At 67.6% G+C, this 15251-nt stretch carries 16 protein-coding genes and 1 pseudogene; 4 read left to right on the top strand and 13 right to left on the bottom strand.

The window, feature by feature from the left end; genetic code table 11:
* Nucleotides 1-180 precede the first annotated feature (180 nt).
* Nucleotides 181-1602 (top strand): mercury(II) reductase, encoded by a 1422-nt coding sequence (gene merA, locus ACZ1HC_RS04655; RefSeq protein WP_472698954.1) that lies wholly within the window; start codon nt 181-183, stop codon nt 1600-1602.
* A 50-nt stretch (nt 1603-1652) separates the two neighbouring features.
* Here the strand turns inward: merA and ACZ1HC_RS04660 are convergent, their stop codons facing one another.
* Nucleotides 1653-2282, bottom strand: coding sequence for a DUF6441 family protein (locus ACZ1HC_RS04660; RefSeq protein ID WP_472698955.1), 630 nt, complete (start codon nt 2280-2282; stop codon nt 1653-1655).
* Nucleotides 2283-2287: 5 nt separating this feature from the next.
* A complete protein-coding gene (locus tag ACZ1HC_RS04665; RefSeq protein WP_472698956.1) occupies nt 2288-2602 on the bottom strand; it encodes a head-tail joining protein in 315 nt (104 codons plus the stop codon).
* Between the two features lie 15 nt (nt 2603-2617).
* Here ACZ1HC_RS04665 and ACZ1HC_RS04670 point away from each other — a divergent pair, with 15 nt between their 5' ends.
* Nucleotides 2618-3463, top strand: a complete 846-nt coding sequence (locus ACZ1HC_RS04670) for a PGN_0703 family putative restriction endonuclease (RefSeq protein WP_472698957.1) — start codon at nt 2618-2620, stop codon at nt 3461-3463.
* A 1-nt stretch (nt 3464) separates the two neighbouring features.
* Here ACZ1HC_RS04670 and ACZ1HC_RS04675 read toward each other — a convergent pair whose 3' ends face one another.
* The 8 genes and pseudogenes from ACZ1HC_RS04675 to ACZ1HC_RS04710 form a co-directional block, all read right to left on the bottom strand.
* On the bottom strand, nt 3465-3869 hold the full coding sequence (locus ACZ1HC_RS04675; RefSeq protein ID WP_472698958.1) for a major capsid protein: 405 nt from the start codon (nt 3867-3869) through the stop codon (nt 3465-3467).
* Between the two features lie 34 nt (nt 3870-3903).
* Nucleotides 3904-4476: pseudogene (locus ACZ1HC_RS04680) on the bottom strand (major capsid protein); the annotation flags it as partial.
* Nucleotides 4477-4501: 25 nt separating this feature from the next.
* Nucleotides 4502-4867: a head decoration protein gene (locus tag ACZ1HC_RS04685; RefSeq protein WP_097031803.1), complete on the bottom strand. Its 366-nt coding sequence runs from the start codon at nt 4865-4867 to the stop codon at nt 4502-4504.
* A 4-nt stretch (nt 4868-4871) separates the two neighbouring features.
* Nucleotides 4872-5897 carry a head maturation protease, ClpP-related gene (locus ACZ1HC_RS04690; RefSeq protein ID WP_097031804.1) on the bottom strand — a complete coding sequence of 342 codons (1026 nt, stop codon included), beginning with the start codon at nt 5895-5897 and terminating at the stop codon, nt 4872-4874.
* Between the two features lie 4 nt (nt 5898-5901).
* Nucleotides 5902-7422, bottom strand: a complete 1521-nt coding sequence (locus ACZ1HC_RS04695) for a phage portal protein (protein WP_472698959.1) — start codon at nt 7420-7422, stop codon at nt 5902-5904.
* Between the two features lie 4 nt (nt 7423-7426).
* Entirely contained in the window at nt 7427-7642 is a 216-nt protein-coding gene (locus ACZ1HC_RS04700; protein ID WP_472698960.1) for a phage head-tail joining protein, read from the bottom strand.
* Nucleotides 7643-7645: 3 nt separating this feature from the next.
* Nucleotides 7646-9646: a phage terminase large subunit family protein gene (locus tag ACZ1HC_RS04705; protein WP_472698961.1), complete on the bottom strand. Its 2001-nt coding sequence runs from the start codon at nt 9644-9646 to the stop codon at nt 7646-7648.
* On the bottom strand, nt 9594-10190 hold the full coding sequence (locus ACZ1HC_RS04710; protein ID WP_472698962.1) for a hypothetical protein: 597 nt from the start codon (nt 10188-10190) through the stop codon (nt 9594-9596). Before ACZ1HC_RS04710 ends, ACZ1HC_RS04705 begins: the two co-directional genes overlap by 53 nt.
* Nucleotides 10191-10301: 111 nt before the next feature.
* Between ACZ1HC_RS04710 and ACZ1HC_RS04715 the strand changes: the two genes are divergently transcribed.
* On the top strand, nt 10302-10571 hold the full coding sequence (locus ACZ1HC_RS04715; RefSeq protein ID WP_472698963.1) for a hypothetical protein: 270 nt from the start codon (nt 10302-10304) through the stop codon (nt 10569-10571).
* Between the two features lie 93 nt (nt 10572-10664).
* Nucleotides 10665-11249, top strand: a complete 585-nt coding sequence (locus ACZ1HC_RS04720; protein WP_472698964.1) for a DUF3489 domain-containing protein — start codon at nt 10665-10667, stop codon at nt 11247-11249.
* An 85-nt stretch (nt 11250-11334) separates the two neighbouring features.
* Here ACZ1HC_RS04720 and ACZ1HC_RS04725 read toward each other — a convergent pair whose 3' ends face one another.
* The 3 genes from ACZ1HC_RS04725 to ACZ1HC_RS04735 form a co-directional block, all read right to left on the bottom strand.
* Nucleotides 11335-13356 carry a DUF2075 domain-containing protein gene (locus tag ACZ1HC_RS04725; protein ID WP_472700780.1) on the bottom strand — a complete coding sequence of 674 codons (2022 nt, stop codon included), beginning with the start codon at nt 13354-13356 and terminating at the stop codon, nt 11335-11337.
* A 94-nt stretch (nt 13357-13450) separates the two neighbouring features.
* The gene (locus ACZ1HC_RS04730; RefSeq protein ID WP_472698965.1) at nt 13451-13672 is read right to left on the bottom strand and encodes a DUF7220 family protein; all 222 of its coding nucleotides are present in this window, start codon (nt 13670-13672) and stop codon (nt 13451-13453) included.
* On the bottom strand, nt 13669-15000 hold the full coding sequence (locus tag ACZ1HC_RS04735) for a site-specific DNA-methyltransferase (protein WP_472698966.1): 1332 nt from the start codon (nt 14998-15000) through the stop codon (nt 13669-13671). The genes ACZ1HC_RS04730 and ACZ1HC_RS04735 overlap by 4 nt, the downstream gene beginning before the upstream one ends.
* Nucleotides 15001-15251 lie beyond the last annotated feature (251 nt).

Genomic DNA, 15251 nt, shown 5'->3' on the forward strand with positions numbered 1-15251 from the left:
CAATAGCAGACGAGAGGTACGCGACGGGGAGCTTGCAGACGACCGAACGGACAGCCCGACCGCGGATCGCCCGGCCCGAAAGGGATGGCTCGCAGCGGGTGCCTGTTGGGCGCCTTTTACAGGTCTAGGCTGTCTGACGGCGGCAGCGGCGACTGAACACTCGAACGGACGGATGACCCCATGAAAGACGACTGCGCCCCGAAAGACGATTTCGACCTTGCCGTGATCGGTGCCGGCTCGGCCGGGTTCTCGGCCGCGATCACCGCCGCCGAAGGAGGCAAGCGGATTGCCCTGATCGGTCATGGCACCATCGGCGGGACCTGCGTGAACGTGGGCTGCGTGCCGTCCAAGACGATGATCCGTGCCGCCGAGGCTGTCCACGGCGCGCAGTCGGCGCATCGGTTCCCGGGCCTCAGGGGCGAGGCGCAGGTCGCCGACTGGGCGGCGCTGGTCGCGGCCAAGGACGATCTCGTCTCGACGCTGCGCCAGAAGAAATATGCCGACCTGCTGCCGGGCTACGATGGCGTGACTTATCTCGACGAGGGTCCGGCACGTCTGGTCGAAGGCGGCGTCGAAATCGGCGGGCGCAAGATCACAGCCCCCAAGGTCATCGTCGCCACCGGCGGGCGGCCCGCCGTGCCCGACATCCCCGGTATCCTGGACGTCCCGACGCTCGACAGCACGTCGCTCCTGGAGCTGGAGCGGCTGCCCGAGAGCCTGATTCTCCTCGGCGGCGGCTATATCGGCGTGGAACTCGCGCAAATGATCGCGCGGATGAGCACACGCGTCACCATCGTCTGCCGCTCGCGCCTGCTGCCGCGGGCAGAGCCGGAGGTCTCTAGGGCACTCGCCGAGGTCTTGCGTGCCGAAGGTCTCACGATCCTCGACGGCGTGACCTATGACGCCGCGCGGCGCGACGGCGACCGCGCCGTTCTGACGGTAACGGTTGACGGCAACGTACGCGATCTGACCGCGGATCACCTTGTCCTGACCACCGGGCGCGCGCCCAACACCGAAGGGCTGGGTCTGGCCGAAATGGGCATCGAGACCGATCGACGCGGCGCGATCAAGGTTGGCGACGACATGGCCACGACACGCCCCGGCATCTATGCGGCGGGCGATGTGACGGACCGGGACCAGTTCGTCTACATGGCCGCCTATGGCGCCAAGCTCGCGTCCCGCAACGCCGTGCTGGGCGGGGCCGAGCGCTACGACAACGCCGCGATGCCCTGGGTGGTGTTCACCGATCCGCAGGTCGCCGGCGTCGGCCTGACCGAGGCGCAGGCGCGCGCGGCGGGTCATGACGTCAAGACCAGCGTGCTGACCCTCGACAACGTACCCCGCGCGCTCGCCGCCCGCGACACGCGCGGCCTGATCAAGCTGGTCGCGGACCGGGCGACCGACCGCCTGCTGGGCGGCGTGATCATGGCGCCGGAGGGCGCCGACAGTGTCCAGACGCTTGTCCTGGCGTTGAAGTTCGGCATGACGACAAAGGCGCTCGGCGAGACGATCTTCCCCTATCTCACCACGGTCGAGGGCCTGAAGCTCGCCGCGCAGACCTTCGACAAGGATGTCGCGAAGCTGTCGTGCTGCGCGGGGTGACCCGAGCCGTCGGTTTCGTGGCTGCCGAGCAAGATTGCGCATCGATGCGATCACAACCTACCCTCCACCCAGTTCGCCACGATCAGCCCCGGCACGCCGTCCAATGCCCGGTCCGCATCCCGCGCCAGGTCCAGCCGCTTCGGCAGCTTCACCTGCGGCACCAGCAGGAAGATCGGCGCGGTGACCTTGCCGCGTCCGGTCTTCGAGCGCGACACTACCGCTTGGCCCTTCGTGTTCAGCCGGCTCTCAGCCACCAGCAGACTCGGGCCCGTCCGGCGATAGACGAACCGTAGCCGCAATCCCCGGCGTCGTTCCCATTCGCCGGGGGTGATCCGGCCGCCGCGCAGGGATTTGCCCGCGGCGGGCAGCGGGATCGCCAGCCAGAACCCGTTCTTCGAGCGGATCAGCGGGCCGGTGTCATGCGCACCGACGATGACCGGCGCCTTCGACCAGACCAGCGCCGCGGCGCTCAGGCTATCGCCGGTCTTTGGGTAGGTCTGGCTGCGGATCGAGCCCGCGAGCCGTCGCCCCAGCCCCGCACCGGTGATCTGCCCGCGCCAGGCGGTTTTGAGCCCGGTGCCGGCCTCGCGCATGGCGGCGGTCACCGCTTTCTCGCCGGCCTTCACCTCCGCGGCCATGGCGGCGACGAGGTCCGGCGTGATGTCGAGCTTCAACTTCATCGCGGTCAGGCCGGACGCAGATACACAGTCCAGACGAGCCGCTCGCGGTCGCGGACGGGCTCGCCCTGGATGAGGAAGGCCTCGCCGTCGATCTCGATGCGGTCGCCGGGACGCGGGTTGGCCACCGCGGAAAGGCGCAGATCCAGCCGGGTGGTTTCCGACCAGATCCGCGCCTCGCCGAAGCCGGTAACGTCATCGGGCCGGCGCAGGATCGCCCGGACCAGCGAAGGCGCGCCGCCCTCGGCGATGTAGACGATGTCGCGCGCGAGATGCGCATCCGCGAAGAGCGCGTCTAGGGCGGATGCGAACGCGCTGGTCATGGCTATACTGCTCCCATGAAACAGGAATCGATTTCAGAGCGCCTGACGAGGGTCCGAGCCGTTCAGGCGCTGTCAGAGGCGTTCATGCGCCAGCACCCGGACACGACCCTCGACCCGAAAGGCTATGCTGCAGATTTCCGTGACACCCTTCTTCCGCAGGTGTTGCCGGAGGATTTCGAAGCAGACCTGTCGTCCGGAGACGGCAATGAGCTGCAGACCAAGTTCCGGGCAGCGCATTCTTCATCCGGGCTGGCAGTCAACTGCTTCGCGCCGTTTCGGAGCCGGATCGCCGACCTCGCCATGCCGATGGCTGCCGGTTTCGACGATCTTCGCTTCGAAAGGAAATGCCCCACCGGACTCCGCGGCGGCCGTGCTCCCAACCTCGACGTCGTGCTGTCGGGCCCCGGCGGCGTGGTCGGGATCGAGTCCAAGCTGACCGAACACCTGTCGGCCCACCGGGCTGAATTTTCACCCGCCTACGAGGAGCAGATCAGGGACGCGCGGCGCCATCAGGGATACTTCCGCGAGATGCTCCGCCTCCGGGATCGCCCGGACCAGTACACATGGCTCGACGCTGCACAGCTCATCAAGCATGCCTTCGGTCTGGCTCGCACCTTTCCAGACCGCCCCGTGACGCTGCTCTATCTGTTCTGGGAGCCTGCGAACCCGGATGCCGGTCCGGAGTTCGCAGCCCATCGTGACGAGATCGAGGAGTTCAGGGCGCGCGTGGCAGGATCATCGCCGGCGTTCGAGGCGATGAGCTATCCGGAACTCTGGCGCTTCTGGCAGGATACCGAACCGGCCGACTGGCTGGTCCGGCATCTCAGCGATCTTCACGCCCGATACGGCGTCACGCTCTGACTCAGGTCCGCCGCGCCGATCGCAGCACCTGCGGTCGGGTGCAGATCGGCAGCGGGTTGCTCTCGATCTCGAGCCGCACCCACTCGTCGCGATCCCGGTCGGGGATCGTGCGGGCGTAGAGCGGCTGGCCCAGGGTGTTGACCGTCTCGAAGGTGTCGGCGGGGGCGTAGTAGATCTCGAAGAGCCCCTCGATGCCTTCGGGATAGAAGAACGCCTTGTCGGTCGGCACGGTGAAGCCGACGCCGCCCCGGTAGCGGCGGAAGGTGATGCCGCCGAAGCTGACCTCGTCGGCCACCCGGCCGCGCAGATCGGCCGCCGCGGCGGTGTTGAGGTAGGTCTCCCGCACCTCCTTGTGGGCGACGAGATCGGCGAAGAAGGCCGAGCCGCATTCGGCGCGGACCTGCACCGCCCCGGCTGAAAGCCCCCCTCGAGTCCTCGACGCTCTCGATCAACGCCTGACAGCGCTTGCGGAGCGCCCCCGAGGCCGGGCTTGCGTTGTCGAGGTCAAAGTCGATCTCGGCCGCCGGAGAGATGCCGAACTCGGTGAAGTAGTTCACCACCGTGGCGTGGTCCTTCGGGTCCTTCACCAGCCCCTGGATGCCGTTCAGCAGGTGGTACTCGAAGGTGGTCTCGGCGTCCTGACGGAGCTTGCGCAGCCGGTAGGCCACCTCGGTCTGCACCTGCTGGGTGGCGCTCTCGGAGCCGAAGTCGCGGACGGACTGGATCTCGGAGGCCCAGAGCACGTCCTGCTTCTTGAACTGGCGGCAGACGAAGGCGCGCATCTCGCGCCGATCGGGAACCTGCTGCTCGTAGGCCGAGCCGCGTTCGGAGAACGGAATCAGCGAGAGTGTGCCATCGCGGCTTTCGATCACGACGGTACGGGCGCGCACGCCGCGCGGGCTGAAGAGGGCCGAGCCCGAGAGCAGCGCGGGCTTGTAGGGAATGTTCTCGAGCGCGCGCGTGAGCTCGACGATGGTGAAGGCATCGCCTTCGAAGATGTCCATGGTGGCCATGAGGATGCCTCCTGTCGGGATTGGATCAGCGGACGAGGATGCCCGCGGCGAGGAGCGCCGTGTGGGCGGCCGCGATCTCGCCCTCGCTGGGGGTGCCCGCGAAGAAGAGGTCGTGGCGGTTGACGATGGCGGGTCCGCGAACGACGGCGACGGCGGGCGCATCGCCGGCGCTCGCATCCGCATTGCCCCAGAGCACCGCGACGGCTGTCTCGGTGCCGTCGACGGCGGCGGGATCGTGCGCGGCGTATTTGCCGGACGCGGTGATCTTGCCCAGCACCGTGCCGGGCTCAAGCGTGCCCGAGGCGACGGTGATCGTCTCGCGGGTGTAGTCGCGGAAGGCTTCCCAGACGAGGAAACCGCCGGGGTGCGTGCCTTCGACGAGCGTGGTCATGGTGTCATCCTTTCAGCTTGAAGGTGCGGGCGACGATCTCGCCCCAGGGGCGCGCGGCCGAGGAGCGGCCGGGCTGCGGGTGATGGGGCACGATCTCGGGTTCGGCCTCGGCCTTGGCGGCGAGGAGCGCGGCGCGCACCTCGTCGAGGCTCGCGTTCTCTTCGAGGAAGCGGCCGGCCATCTGCGCCTGGCCGGCAAGGAGGCAGAGATCGATGACGGCGCGGGCGTGGCCGATGGCATCGGCCCGGATCGCGGCGGGATCCGGCGGCGCGCCGCTGGGAGGTGGCGTCTCGGCCGGAGGCTGAGCGGTGTCGGCGGCGGCGGCCTGCTCGTTTTCGACATCAGAAAGCTGATCGCCTTCGGCGGCCTCGTCGGTGTCCTCGTCCGCTTCGATCTCGACGCAGTCGGCCGCGTCGTCGGAGTCCTGATCCGCTTCGACCTGCTCTACCAACACCGGCGGCGCATTGCGGAAGCGCCCAATGTCGAAGTTCGCGGCGATGCGGACGGGCTCGATCAGCCGGTCGGCGAAGCCCTGCGCCACGGCGTCCGACGCGTCGAACCATGTCTCGGCGGCCATGAGCGCGGAGACCTCTTCCGGCGTCCGGCCGGATTTCGCGGCATAGCCGGAGACGAGGCTGCCCTTCACCTTGTCGAGCGCCTCGGCCATGGCGCGCATGTCCTCGGCCGTGCCCATCACGAGGCCGGCCGGGTCGTGGATCATCAGGAAGGCGTTCTCGGGCATGACGATCTCGTCGCCCGCCATGGCGACGTAGGATGCGGCGGAGGCGGCGATGCCGTCGATCCAGACGGTGACCGTGCCCTCGTGGCGCTTCAGCGCGTTGTGGATCGCCACCGCGTCGAAGACCGATCCGCCGGGGCTGTTGAGCCGCAGATCGACAGGCGTGCCCTCAGGCAGCGCGCCCAGTTCTGCCAGAAACCCCTTCGCCGAGACCCCGTAGGCGCCGATCTCGTCATAGATTGCTACTTCCGCACCGGTCCCCCGGGCGCGGATCGCATACCAGCTTGCCATGTCGTCACTCCTGTTCGGTGGCCGGATCGGTCGTCGCCGCTCCGTCGTCCGTGTCGTTGCCGGCGCCGTTGCCGGGCTCGGCCCGCGTTGCCGGCGTCGCGCGGGCGCCCTGCGTCTCGCCGGGGCTCGTGCGGTAGCGAAGGCCGAGACCTGTCGCGCGGGCGGCGTCGGCGGCGTTCTCGCGGTCGATTTCCTCGATGTCGTAGCCGGTGGCCTCGACCACTTTGCGCCGCGACGTGATGCCGGCCTCCATCGCCAGCACCTGTGCCTGGATGTCCTTCAGCGGATCGACCCAGTCCCAGCGCGGCGGGATCCACTGCACCGGTCGCACCTCTGCCGGATCGGCCTCCAGCGCGCCCGACAGGACCGCGGTCTCCAGCCAGCGCCGCCAGACTGCCCGGCAGAGCTGGTGCACGATGACGCCATGCTGCAGCTGGCCGATGCGGCGACGGAACTCGACGAGTTCGGCCCTGAGACTCGAGTAGTTCGCTTGCCGGACATCGCCGGTGACGAGGTGATAGGGCAGCCCAAGCGAGGCCGCGACCGAGAGCAGCGTCCGGTACTGGAACGCCTCGTAGCCGCCGCCGACATCCGCCGGGGACGAGAACTTCACGTCTTCGCCGGGCAGCAGCACCTGCATCGTGCCGGGCTCGAGGCTCGCGATGGCCGCCCCGTCGAGATCCGCCTCCGCCTCTCCCATCATGGGCTCTTCCGGCGCGGTCTTGGTGATGAAGCCCGCGAACATCGCCGCGGTCTTCTTCCGGTCGAGCTCGGCGTCGTCGTACTGGTCGAGCAGGAACAGCCGCACCATCGCCGGCGCGATATGCGGCAGCCCCCGGATCTGGCCCGCGTCGATGGGGCGATAGATGTGCAGCACGTCCGCCGCCGGCACGCGCACCGTCTCCGGGATGGCCGCCCCCTGGTCGGTGCTGTCGCCCGGGTGGCGGCGGCGGAAGTGATAGGCCACGCGCCGCCCGATGGCGTCGAACTCGATCCCACAGCGGATGCGATTGCCGTTGGCCGCTGTCTCGGTCTTCTCGAAGGGCAGCATTTCCGACTGGAGAAGCTGCAGCTGCAGCGGGACGAGCAGTCCGTCCTCCGAACGCCGGGGACGAAGCCGGACGAAGCATTCACCGGCGACGAACATCTCGCGCGCGACCATGGCCTGCAGGCCGTAGAAGTCGGTCAACCCATCCGCATCGGCCTCGTCGGTCCAGGCGAGCCAGAGCCGCTGGACGCGGTCGCGCAGATCGGCGTCCCCGATCAGCGAGGACGGCTTGATCCCGTCGCCGACGAGGTTCGCCGCGAAGGCCTCGCAGGCGTTGGCGGCATAGCCGTTGGTCACGACCAGTTCGCGGGACCGTGCCAGGAGCCGCGGGCCGCCCGAGGCGACCAGCGCGTTGATGTTCTCGAGCGGCGGGTTCCAGCCGCGCAGCCGGCGCTTCGCCATCGCACCTTCGAGGCGGGCGCGCACGGCAGCGGGGCCGCCGGCGGTCCGGCGGCGGAAGCGGTCGAAGAAGCCCATGGGTTCAGAGCCCCTTCGCCGTCGTCACGCGGACCTGCCGGACGATCCGACGCGCCTCGGCGGCGGCGATCTCGCGGTCCAGCGCCTCGATGGCCCGGTCGATCTCGGCCACGCTCCGATAGTCCACGGTCTTGCCGTCATAGCTTACCCGCGCCACGCCCGAGGACCGCTGCGCGGTCAGCGCGTCGCGGCGGGCGCGGAGCTCGGCGGCCGTGGCCATTGATCACCTCATGTAACTCGAGCGCACCGTGCGCCGGCGCGGCGTCGTTCGTGTCGGGACGGTCGGCGCCGCTGCCTCGCCGGCCTCGGATCCGTCCTGCTTCGCCACCCCGAGCTGCGCTGCCAGATCGGCCCACCGCGCCTCCGGCCAGCGATCGGCGCCCGCGATCCACGCCGCCGCGCGGGCATAGACCCGGCAGTCCAGCGCCTCGTTGCGCTCGCGGAGCTTCTGCCATTCGAGCCGCGCGAAGCCGCGTTTCGTGCGGACCGTCACCAGCTGCTCGGCGGTCAGCTGCTTCAGCCACTCGCCGTCCGCCCATTCCGGCAGGTGGATCGTGCCGGGCGGACACAGCGCGCCCGCCGCCTGTTCTTCCCTCGTCGGCCGGTCCTGCCGCAGGAAGCGATAGGTCTCGGCCTTGAAGGTCGAGGTGGCCACGGTCCAGAGCCGGGCGCCGCGCCGGAGCCGCTTGCCCGCGACGGTCGCATCGACATAGGTCGGGCCGGTCACCGGGCTCGTCCGGGTGAACCCCTCGACGCCCTTGACGGGCGCCACCTGTGCGAACCCAACCTGCCGCGACCAGGCATAAACCGCGCTGGTCTCGTAGCCCGTGTCGATCGCGAACCGGGCGAGCGTCATCGTCTGGCCTGATGCGTGCGCCCATGTCCGCCCCAGCAGGTCGGTCAGCCGCTGCCAGCAGGCCGGATCGCCGGGCCCGCCCTCGAGCACGAGGTGGTCGACGAGCCAGCTTTCCAGCCCGCGACCCCAGGCCCAGACATCGACCTCGATCCGGTCCTTCTGCACGTCGGCCCCGGCCGTCAGGAACAGCCCGCCTGCTGGCACCGTGCCGGATGTCCAGCGCTCGCGCCGGTCGTAGAGCCGCTGCCAGTCCGGCGCCTCCCCCGTCTCGACCCATGTCTCGCCGAGGATCGTGTTGCGGAACGCCTTGATCGCCTCGTCCGACCCTTGGCACCCGTCCCATGCCCGCACGATCCGCTCCCAGCTCAGCCAACCGATCGGCGAGTAAAGCGCCGAGAGGTGATACCCGACCGTGGTCGGATCGGCTGCGGTAGCGGTCGCCCGCCATTCGCCGCCCTCCAGCATGGCCGTCTTGTGGTGCTCCGCGATGGGCGTCTCGCAGCCCTCGCAGTGATATTCCGCCGTTTCCGGGCGGCCCTTCTGCCAGCGCAGCCGGTCGAACTTCAGCCACTGCATCGCCCCGCAATGCGGGCACGGCACGAAGAACCGGCGCTGGTCGCTTGCCTCGAACTCCCGCTCGATCCGGCTCAGCCCCCGGATCGTCGGCGTTGACACCAGCAGCACCTTGCGCCGATGGGCGAAGGTCAGCGACCGGGCCTCGGCCAGCGTGACCGGATCACCTTCCTCGTCGGCCGAGGCCGGATAGGCGTCGACTTCGTCGAGGAAGATGTACCGCGCCGGGGTCGAGCGCAGCCCGACCGCCGAGTTCGCCCCGGTCATGATCAGGATGCCGCCCGCGAATTCCTTGGACAGCATCGTGTTGCCCGCGTCGCGGGATCGCGCAGGCTTCACCCGCTCCCGCAACTCGGGGCTCTCGTCGATCAACGGGTCGATCCGCTGGCGCGAGTTGCGTTTCGCCAGTTCAACCGTGGGCTGGACGGCGAGCATCGGGCCCGGCGCCTGGTGGATGGCGAAGCCGATCCAGTTGTTGCCCGCCTCGGTCGCCCCGACCTGCGCGGCCTTCATGAACACGATCCGCTGCGTGCGATCGCCGGGCGACAGCCGGTCCATGATCTCGCGCATGTAGGGCGTGCGCACCGTACGATATCGCCCGGGCTCGGCCGAGGCGCGGCCCGAGAGCATCCGGTGCCGGTCCGCCCATTCCGAAACGGTCAGGTCCGGGTCGGGCCGCAGCCCGTTGCCCCAGGCGCGCAGGACCTCGCCCGCGCCGTCGAAGCCAGTCAGGCTATCATCGTCACCGGAAGTCGGGCCGGACCTCGGCGAGTTCGTCGAGGTGGGCGCGTACATGTCTCTCCAGCACCTTCTGCATCGCGGCCGGCTCCACGGCGATCTGCTGGCCCGTCGCGTCGCTGCACGTGGCCGAGAGTTCGGCCGCCATCAGCGCCGCCGCGCGCACAGGCCAGGTCACCCACGCGTCCCGTTCCTCCCGCGCCAGGCGGAACACCAGCGCCAGCGCGCGGGACCGCTCGATCAGTTCCCCCTTCAGCTTCTGGAGCCGGATGCGCCGCTCCTGCGCCTTCAGCACCTCGTTCGCCGTCTTCGCCTGCAGGAAGGTCGTGCCACCGCCGACGGCGGGGACCGCCAGACCCTGTTCGCGGAGCGTGTCGCCGACAGCGGCCACCGCCGCCTCGGGGACGGGCTTCAGCTTCGGCGCGGGCGGCTTTCTCGTCTTGGACGGGTCCGTCGTTTCCGCCCGCCGGGCATCGCTGGCGGCCGCGTTGATGCTGCCGTCGGGATAGAGCACCAGCCGCTCGGCCGTCTTCGCCTTCTGGATCGCGCCCCGCGACAGCCCGACATGCGCGGCGTACTGGCGCTCGCTCATGCCCTGCATCGACGGCTCCGATTATCATTCATAATCATGTGCTTATCGAGTTGATAAGCGGTGCGGACAGAGCGAACACGGATGCAGGACAACGATGCAACTCACCACGGAGCCGCCAGAATGACCCGCCCAAACCCGATCACCACCCCGCACCACGAACTCCGCGCCCAAAAGGAGCGCCGGAACAAGGAAGCCGCGCTCGCCGCCTTCATCGGCAAGAAGGCCGAGATCGACGAGATGCTCGCCCGGCTGCAGGCGCTCAGCGACGACCATTTCAACTGCCATCCCGACGAGGTGGGCTGGGCCATGGTCGGTACCCTCGAACACTACGCCAGCCTCCTGAAGCGCATCACCGACAGCGCCTTCGGCGAGGGCGAACACGCCGAATGATCTCCGGCACCGCCGGAACTCCTGCCGCGCCCTGCGCGGCTCGGGGTCGTAGAAGGCACCGCATGACGCGGGCCTCGAACACGGAGACCCCGGATGACCAAGCTTTCCGACACCCAGCTCGTGATCCTCAGCGCCGCCGCGCAGCGCGAGGACCGCAACGTCCTGCCGCTCCCTGGCTCCCTCCGCGGCGGCGCCGCCACCAAGGTGGTCGGTGCGCTCCTCTCCCGCGGGCTGATCGCCGAGACGGCGACCGACACCCAGACCAAGGCGGACGCCGCGCTCAACCGCATCTGGCGCAACGACGAGGACGGCCGCGCCATCCTGCTGCACATCACCAACGCGGGCCTCGCCGCCATCAGCGTCGATCCGGACAGTGGCGACAACGCGCCCACGGGCGCTGACGCGGCGTCGAGCGCGGAGGCATTGCAGGACGCTCCCGCCGAGACCGACCCCGCGCCCAAGGCATGCACACCGCGCACGGGCACGAAACAGGCGAAGCTGATCGAGATGCTGCGCGCCAACGGCGGAGCGACCATCGACGAGATCGTCGCCGAAACGGGCTGGCAAGCTCACACCGTTAGAGGCGCCATGTCCGGCGCGCTCAAGAAAAAGCTTGGGCTGACCATCAACTCCGAGAAGGTCGAGGGACGCGGAAGGATTTACCGAGTCCGCGGCTGATTTGGCCTTCGCTAACTGGAACCGCGGTCAGCCACCCAGAGCCCGACGGTCGAGTGCAATCTCGGCCGTCCACGCTATGGTGAAATCAAACAATTGCGCGGACCTGTGCGGGCACCGCGGGCGATGTATTAACGTTCAGATTTCTCGCAGCAAGATCCTTCAAACCGCAGGCCTTCAAGAACGCATAGGTCTCGTCGTAGTAACTTGGCGGTCGCGTGGGGTCCGATACGTTACCCTCCGGGACAAAAATGATCATGCCCTGCCGGGCCCTCGTCAGGATCACGCGATAGGCGTTCTTGAGGTAGAGTTGCCGCTCATCCTGATTCACCCTCTGCCAGGAAGTGCCGCGGAAGTTGTAGAACCGCCAATCGTCTCCATCATGCCGTAAATCGGCGTCCCAACACACGCCAACCCAGTCAAGTTCAAGTCCCTGGACGTCGAATTCGGTGGCAACCTCTTCGAGGTAGAAGGACGAGCGTACATCTGTTCGGTCGTTCAGGAACCACGTTGAAGCGTCGACCTTTGCCTTCACGTTAAGCCCTTCGGGGCGCAGGCGATGCGCGCCTGAGGATGCAACAAGCCCAAAGCGTTCACTTCCGCGGGCGACGTTCCGAAGCCAATCCCGCGCAGCGTCGAGATCTCGCGTGAGCCAAATCGGGTAGCGATCCTCGACCTGATGATAGACCTCCCTTGCAGCTTCCTTGCGGTTATCGACGATGTGGCCGATGAAGCTCGACAGCGCTTCCGCCCGGAACGATCGCATCGATACGCTCAGATGGAGTTCGGTGGATCGTTGAACGGGCAGCTCGTGCAAAAGCCTCATCGAGGTCGCGTCCGTCACGTAGTCCCCGTCCTCGAGCCGATCTGAGATATAGATGTCCCAGTCCCGAAACCGGCCGTCGAGCGCCGACAACCATTCGCCAAGCCCAGCCTCACCGGTATTGATCTCCTGGCCACCGCCGATCAAGCAAACCACCACGCACCAATCCTCGTGACGATCCATCACGCTGATCAAGAACTCTGGCTCCGACATGTCGAAACCCAGATGCCCGCGTTTTGTCTGCATGAAGCGGCTGGCCTGATCACGGGTCCAAGCGCGTTGTGCTTCATCGAATACCGCGACCTTTTCGTGCGGCGCGCCGGTATTGTTCAGTGCCTCGTCCCGAAAATGGTGGATGTTCTGAATGAAGCTCGAGACTTTACGATGGGCATTCGTCTTTGTCGTTCCTTCACGCGCGGCCTCATCCCGCGCTAAGGCCTCCCGCAGCACCGTGACCAGGGGGCCGTTTCCCGAGAGGAACACGGCGTGCTCATCGGAGTGTTCTTGCGCGCGTTTGGTGGCGATGTTGAGGCCGGCCAGGGTCTTGCCGGCCCCCGGAACACCCGTGACGAAGCAGATTGATTTTCTCCCTTCCACCTTCGAGCGATCGATGATCGCAGAAATGCAGTCGGTCGTATGGCTTAGGTTCTGCGCGCTAGCGTCAGATCGCGCGATCTCCTCGACGGCGTGGTGTTGGTATAGGGCCTGGGCCGCTTCAACGATTGTAGGCGTCGGCTGATAGCCGGACCGCAGCCAATTCTGGACATCGATCGAATCGAGCCCAGGTACGGCGGCGCACCGGGCGATCAACGCCGGTAGCTGCTCAATTCGTGCGAGGACTGGTTCCGCGATGCCATCCGGCGCGAACCGCACGTCTGGTAGCCCGGCGACTGCCGCCTCGGTTGCGAGGACAATAGGGATAATCGGCAGATCGTGGCTGCCCTTGTGAAAGTTCTTCAGGTCCAGAGCGTAGTCATGGACCTGTTCGATGGCCGAGCGGTCAAAGTTCCGGGCGCCCACCTTGAATTCGAGAACAAAGACCGTGCCGTCGACAAGAAGAACAACATCCGCCCGCCTTCCCATTCGCGGGATCGCAAACTCGAACAGGATATGACCGCGTGCGAGGTCCGACAGGACCGGCTTGAGTAAGCGGATCTGGGCAATCCAGGCGCCGCGCTGCTGATGCTCGAGGGCGAAGCCATGATGCTGCACGAGAGTACCCAAGATGGACGCCTCGTCGGCTTCAAGAAACGCTTCAATTGGAGCGTCGTAATACGCCACCTGCATCAACTTCACCCGAGTTCCTCACCTGCCTCCCTATGCGTAAGCCATTGATCTGGTTTTTTCTACTGTGTGCGAACGGACTTTCATGCGCTTTGTGTTATCCCTGGCGAACCCGGATCGCCTCAAATAGCCGCCGAAGGACGAAAGACCGCGCGATGCTCACGACCGTGAACACCGCGCCCATCTTCAGGTTCTGCGCCAGTGTCGTGTGCAGCCCGAAGACCGGGAAGATCAGCATCTGCGCCAAGACGGCGACGCCGTAGCCGACCGCCACGTTGGCGATGGCCTCGACCAGCGACATGGCCCGGCTCTGCTTCATGCGACGGCATCCTCATCCTTCGCAGACTGGTCCAGCCGCTCGGCCTCCACCTGCGCGAAGGTCCGTCCGTCGCCGTCCAGGATCGCGTCGCGGCAAGTGTCGGCCTGCCAGCGCTCTATGGCGACGTCGACATAGGCCGGGCTGATCTCCATCGCGAAGACGCGGCGGCCGTTTGCCTCGCCCGCCATGATCTGCGAGCCGGAGCCCGAGAACGGCTCGTAGCAGAGCCCGCCACGGGCGACGTGTTGGCGCATCGGGATCCCGAAGGCGTCGAGCGGTTTCGGCGTCGGATGGTCGGGGCGCTCGTCCTTGGCGAATGACGGCATCTCCCAGGTCGAGGGCAGCGTCTGCTCGGCGACCTTCGGCGGGCGGTTCGGGCGGCGCCAGCCCATAAAGCAGGGCTCGTGCTTCCAGAGATAGAGGGACCGGGTGAGGACGCCGCGGTCCTTCACCCAGATGATCTGTTGGTGGACGAAGGCGCCGGCCTTCTCCCAGCAGGCCTCGAGCATCGCCTGGCGGCGGGAGGCGTGCCAGCAGTACCAGGCCGCATCCTCGGTGATCGCCTCGGCGACAGCTGCGGCGATGAAGCCGTCGTAGAGCTCCGCGCCTTGCGAACTGTCGTCCCAGGTGACGCCGTAGGACTGCGACCAGTCCTTGTTGCGGGTCGGATGGTTCGAGCCGTCGTAATCGACGAGGTACGGCGGATCGGTGGCGAACAGCACCGCGCGCTCGCCGTTCATCAGGCGGCGGACATCGCCATGGCTGGTACTGTCGCCGCAGAGCAGGCGATGATGCCCGAGCAGCCACAGATCGCCCGTGCGCGACGCCGGGTTGCGCGGCGGCTCGGGGATGGTCACCGGAGGCACGGAGCCGCCGGCGCCACCTGCTTCTTCACTGCCCCCGTCCGGATCGAAGGCCAGCAGCTTGTCCAGCTCGCCGTCGGAGAAGCCGACCAGCGACAGGTCGTAGTCGTCCGCGAGCAGGTCCTGCAGCTCGGCCGAGAGCAGCGCCTCGTCCCAGCTTCCGAGTTCCGTCAGCTTGTTGTCCGCGATGCGGTAGGCCCGGCGCTGCGCTTCGGTCAGGTGCCCGAGCACGATCACCGGAGCCTCGGTCAGCCCGAGCTGGGTTGCGGCCAGCACGCGCCCATGCCCCGCGATCAACTCGCCGTCCTCCGCCACGAGGCAGGGCACCGTCCAGCCGAACTCGGCCATGCTGGCGGCGATCTTCGCGACCTGGTCGGGCCCGTGCACCTTCGCGTTCTTCGCGTAGGGCTGCAGGCGCGCAAGCGGCCAGGTCTCGATCCGCTCGGGGGCGAAGGCGAGGGTCATGCAGGTTCCTGTCGATGGTCGATCGGCATCCGCCGGGTGGACTCCGGCACGGAGGGGTCCACCGGCTTCCGGCCGGACTCCGGCATCCGCGGGGTATCCACCCCGGGCGGCCGGTCAGATGTTTGAATTCACAGTGCTTTCATGGCGTCGCGGCTGGACGCTGGACTCCGGTGGCTTCCCAAAAATCCGGCCCTGTCGCTGGCGAAATGCCGAGCCAAGCCCGCCAGCATACGTTTCGGCCCGGAAAGGAA

This window comes from Paracoccus sp. BR5-17 (assembly GCF_055693925.1).

What these genes read in the sequence shown, in the direction of transcription:
- ACZ1HC_RS04730 (WP_472698965.1), bottom strand. Translation starts at nt 13,672, where the DNA reads ATGAAGCAGAGCCGGGCCATGTCGCTGGTCGAGGCCATCGCCAACGTG.
- ACZ1HC_RS04660 (WP_472698955.1), bottom strand. Translation starts at nt 2,282, where the DNA reads ATGAAGTTGAAGCTCGACATCACGCCGGACCTCGTCGCCGCCATGGCC.
- ACZ1HC_RS04685 (WP_097031803.1), bottom strand. Translation starts at nt 4,867, where the DNA reads ATGACCACGCTCGTCGAAGGCACGCACCCCGGCGGTTTCCTCGTCTGG.
- ACZ1HC_RS04710 (WP_472698962.1), bottom strand. Translation starts at nt 10,190, where the DNA reads ATGCAGGGCATGAGCGAGCGCCAGTACGCCGCGCATGTCGGGCTGTCG.
- ACZ1HC_RS04665 (WP_472698956.1), bottom strand. Translation starts at nt 2,602, where the DNA reads ATGACCAGCGCGTTCGCATCCGCCCTAGACGCGCTCTTCGCGGATGCG.
- ACZ1HC_RS04690 (WP_097031804.1), bottom strand. Translation starts at nt 5,897, where the DNA reads ATGGCAAGCTGGTATGCGATCCGCGCCCGGGGGACCGGTGCGGAAGTA.
- ACZ1HC_RS04725 (WP_472700780.1), bottom strand. Translation starts at nt 13,356, where the DNA reads ATGCAGGTGGCGTATTACGACGCTCCAATTGAAGCGTTTCTTGAAGCC.
- ACZ1HC_RS04735 (WP_472698966.1), bottom strand. Translation starts at nt 15,000, where the DNA reads ATGACCCTCGCCTTCGCCCCCGAGCGGATCGAGACCTGGCCGCTTGCG.
- ACZ1HC_RS04715 (WP_472698963.1), top strand. Translation starts at nt 10,302, where the DNA reads ATGACCCGCCCAAACCCGATCACCACCCCGCACCACGAACTCCGCGCC.
- ACZ1HC_RS04700 (WP_472698960.1), bottom strand. Translation starts at nt 7,642, where the DNA reads ATGGCCACGGCCGCCGAGCTCCGCGCCCGCCGCGACGCGCTGACCGCG.
- ACZ1HC_RS04695 (WP_472698959.1), bottom strand. Translation starts at nt 7,422, where the DNA reads ATGGGCTTCTTCGACCGCTTCCGCCGCCGGACCGCCGGCGGCCCCGCT.
- merA (WP_472698954.1), top strand. Translation starts at nt 181, where the DNA reads ATGAAAGACGACTGCGCCCCGAAAGACGATTTCGACCTTGCCGTGATC.
- ACZ1HC_RS04705 (WP_472698961.1), bottom strand. Translation starts at nt 9,646, where the DNA reads ATGTACGCGCCCACCTCGACGAACTCGCCGAGGTCCGGCCCGACTTCC.
- ACZ1HC_RS04720 (WP_472698964.1), top strand. Translation starts at nt 10,665, where the DNA reads ATGACCAAGCTTTCCGACACCCAGCTCGTGATCCTCAGCGCCGCCGCG.
- ACZ1HC_RS04670 (WP_472698957.1), top strand. Translation starts at nt 2,618, where the DNA reads ATGAAACAGGAATCGATTTCAGAGCGCCTGACGAGGGTCCGAGCCGTT.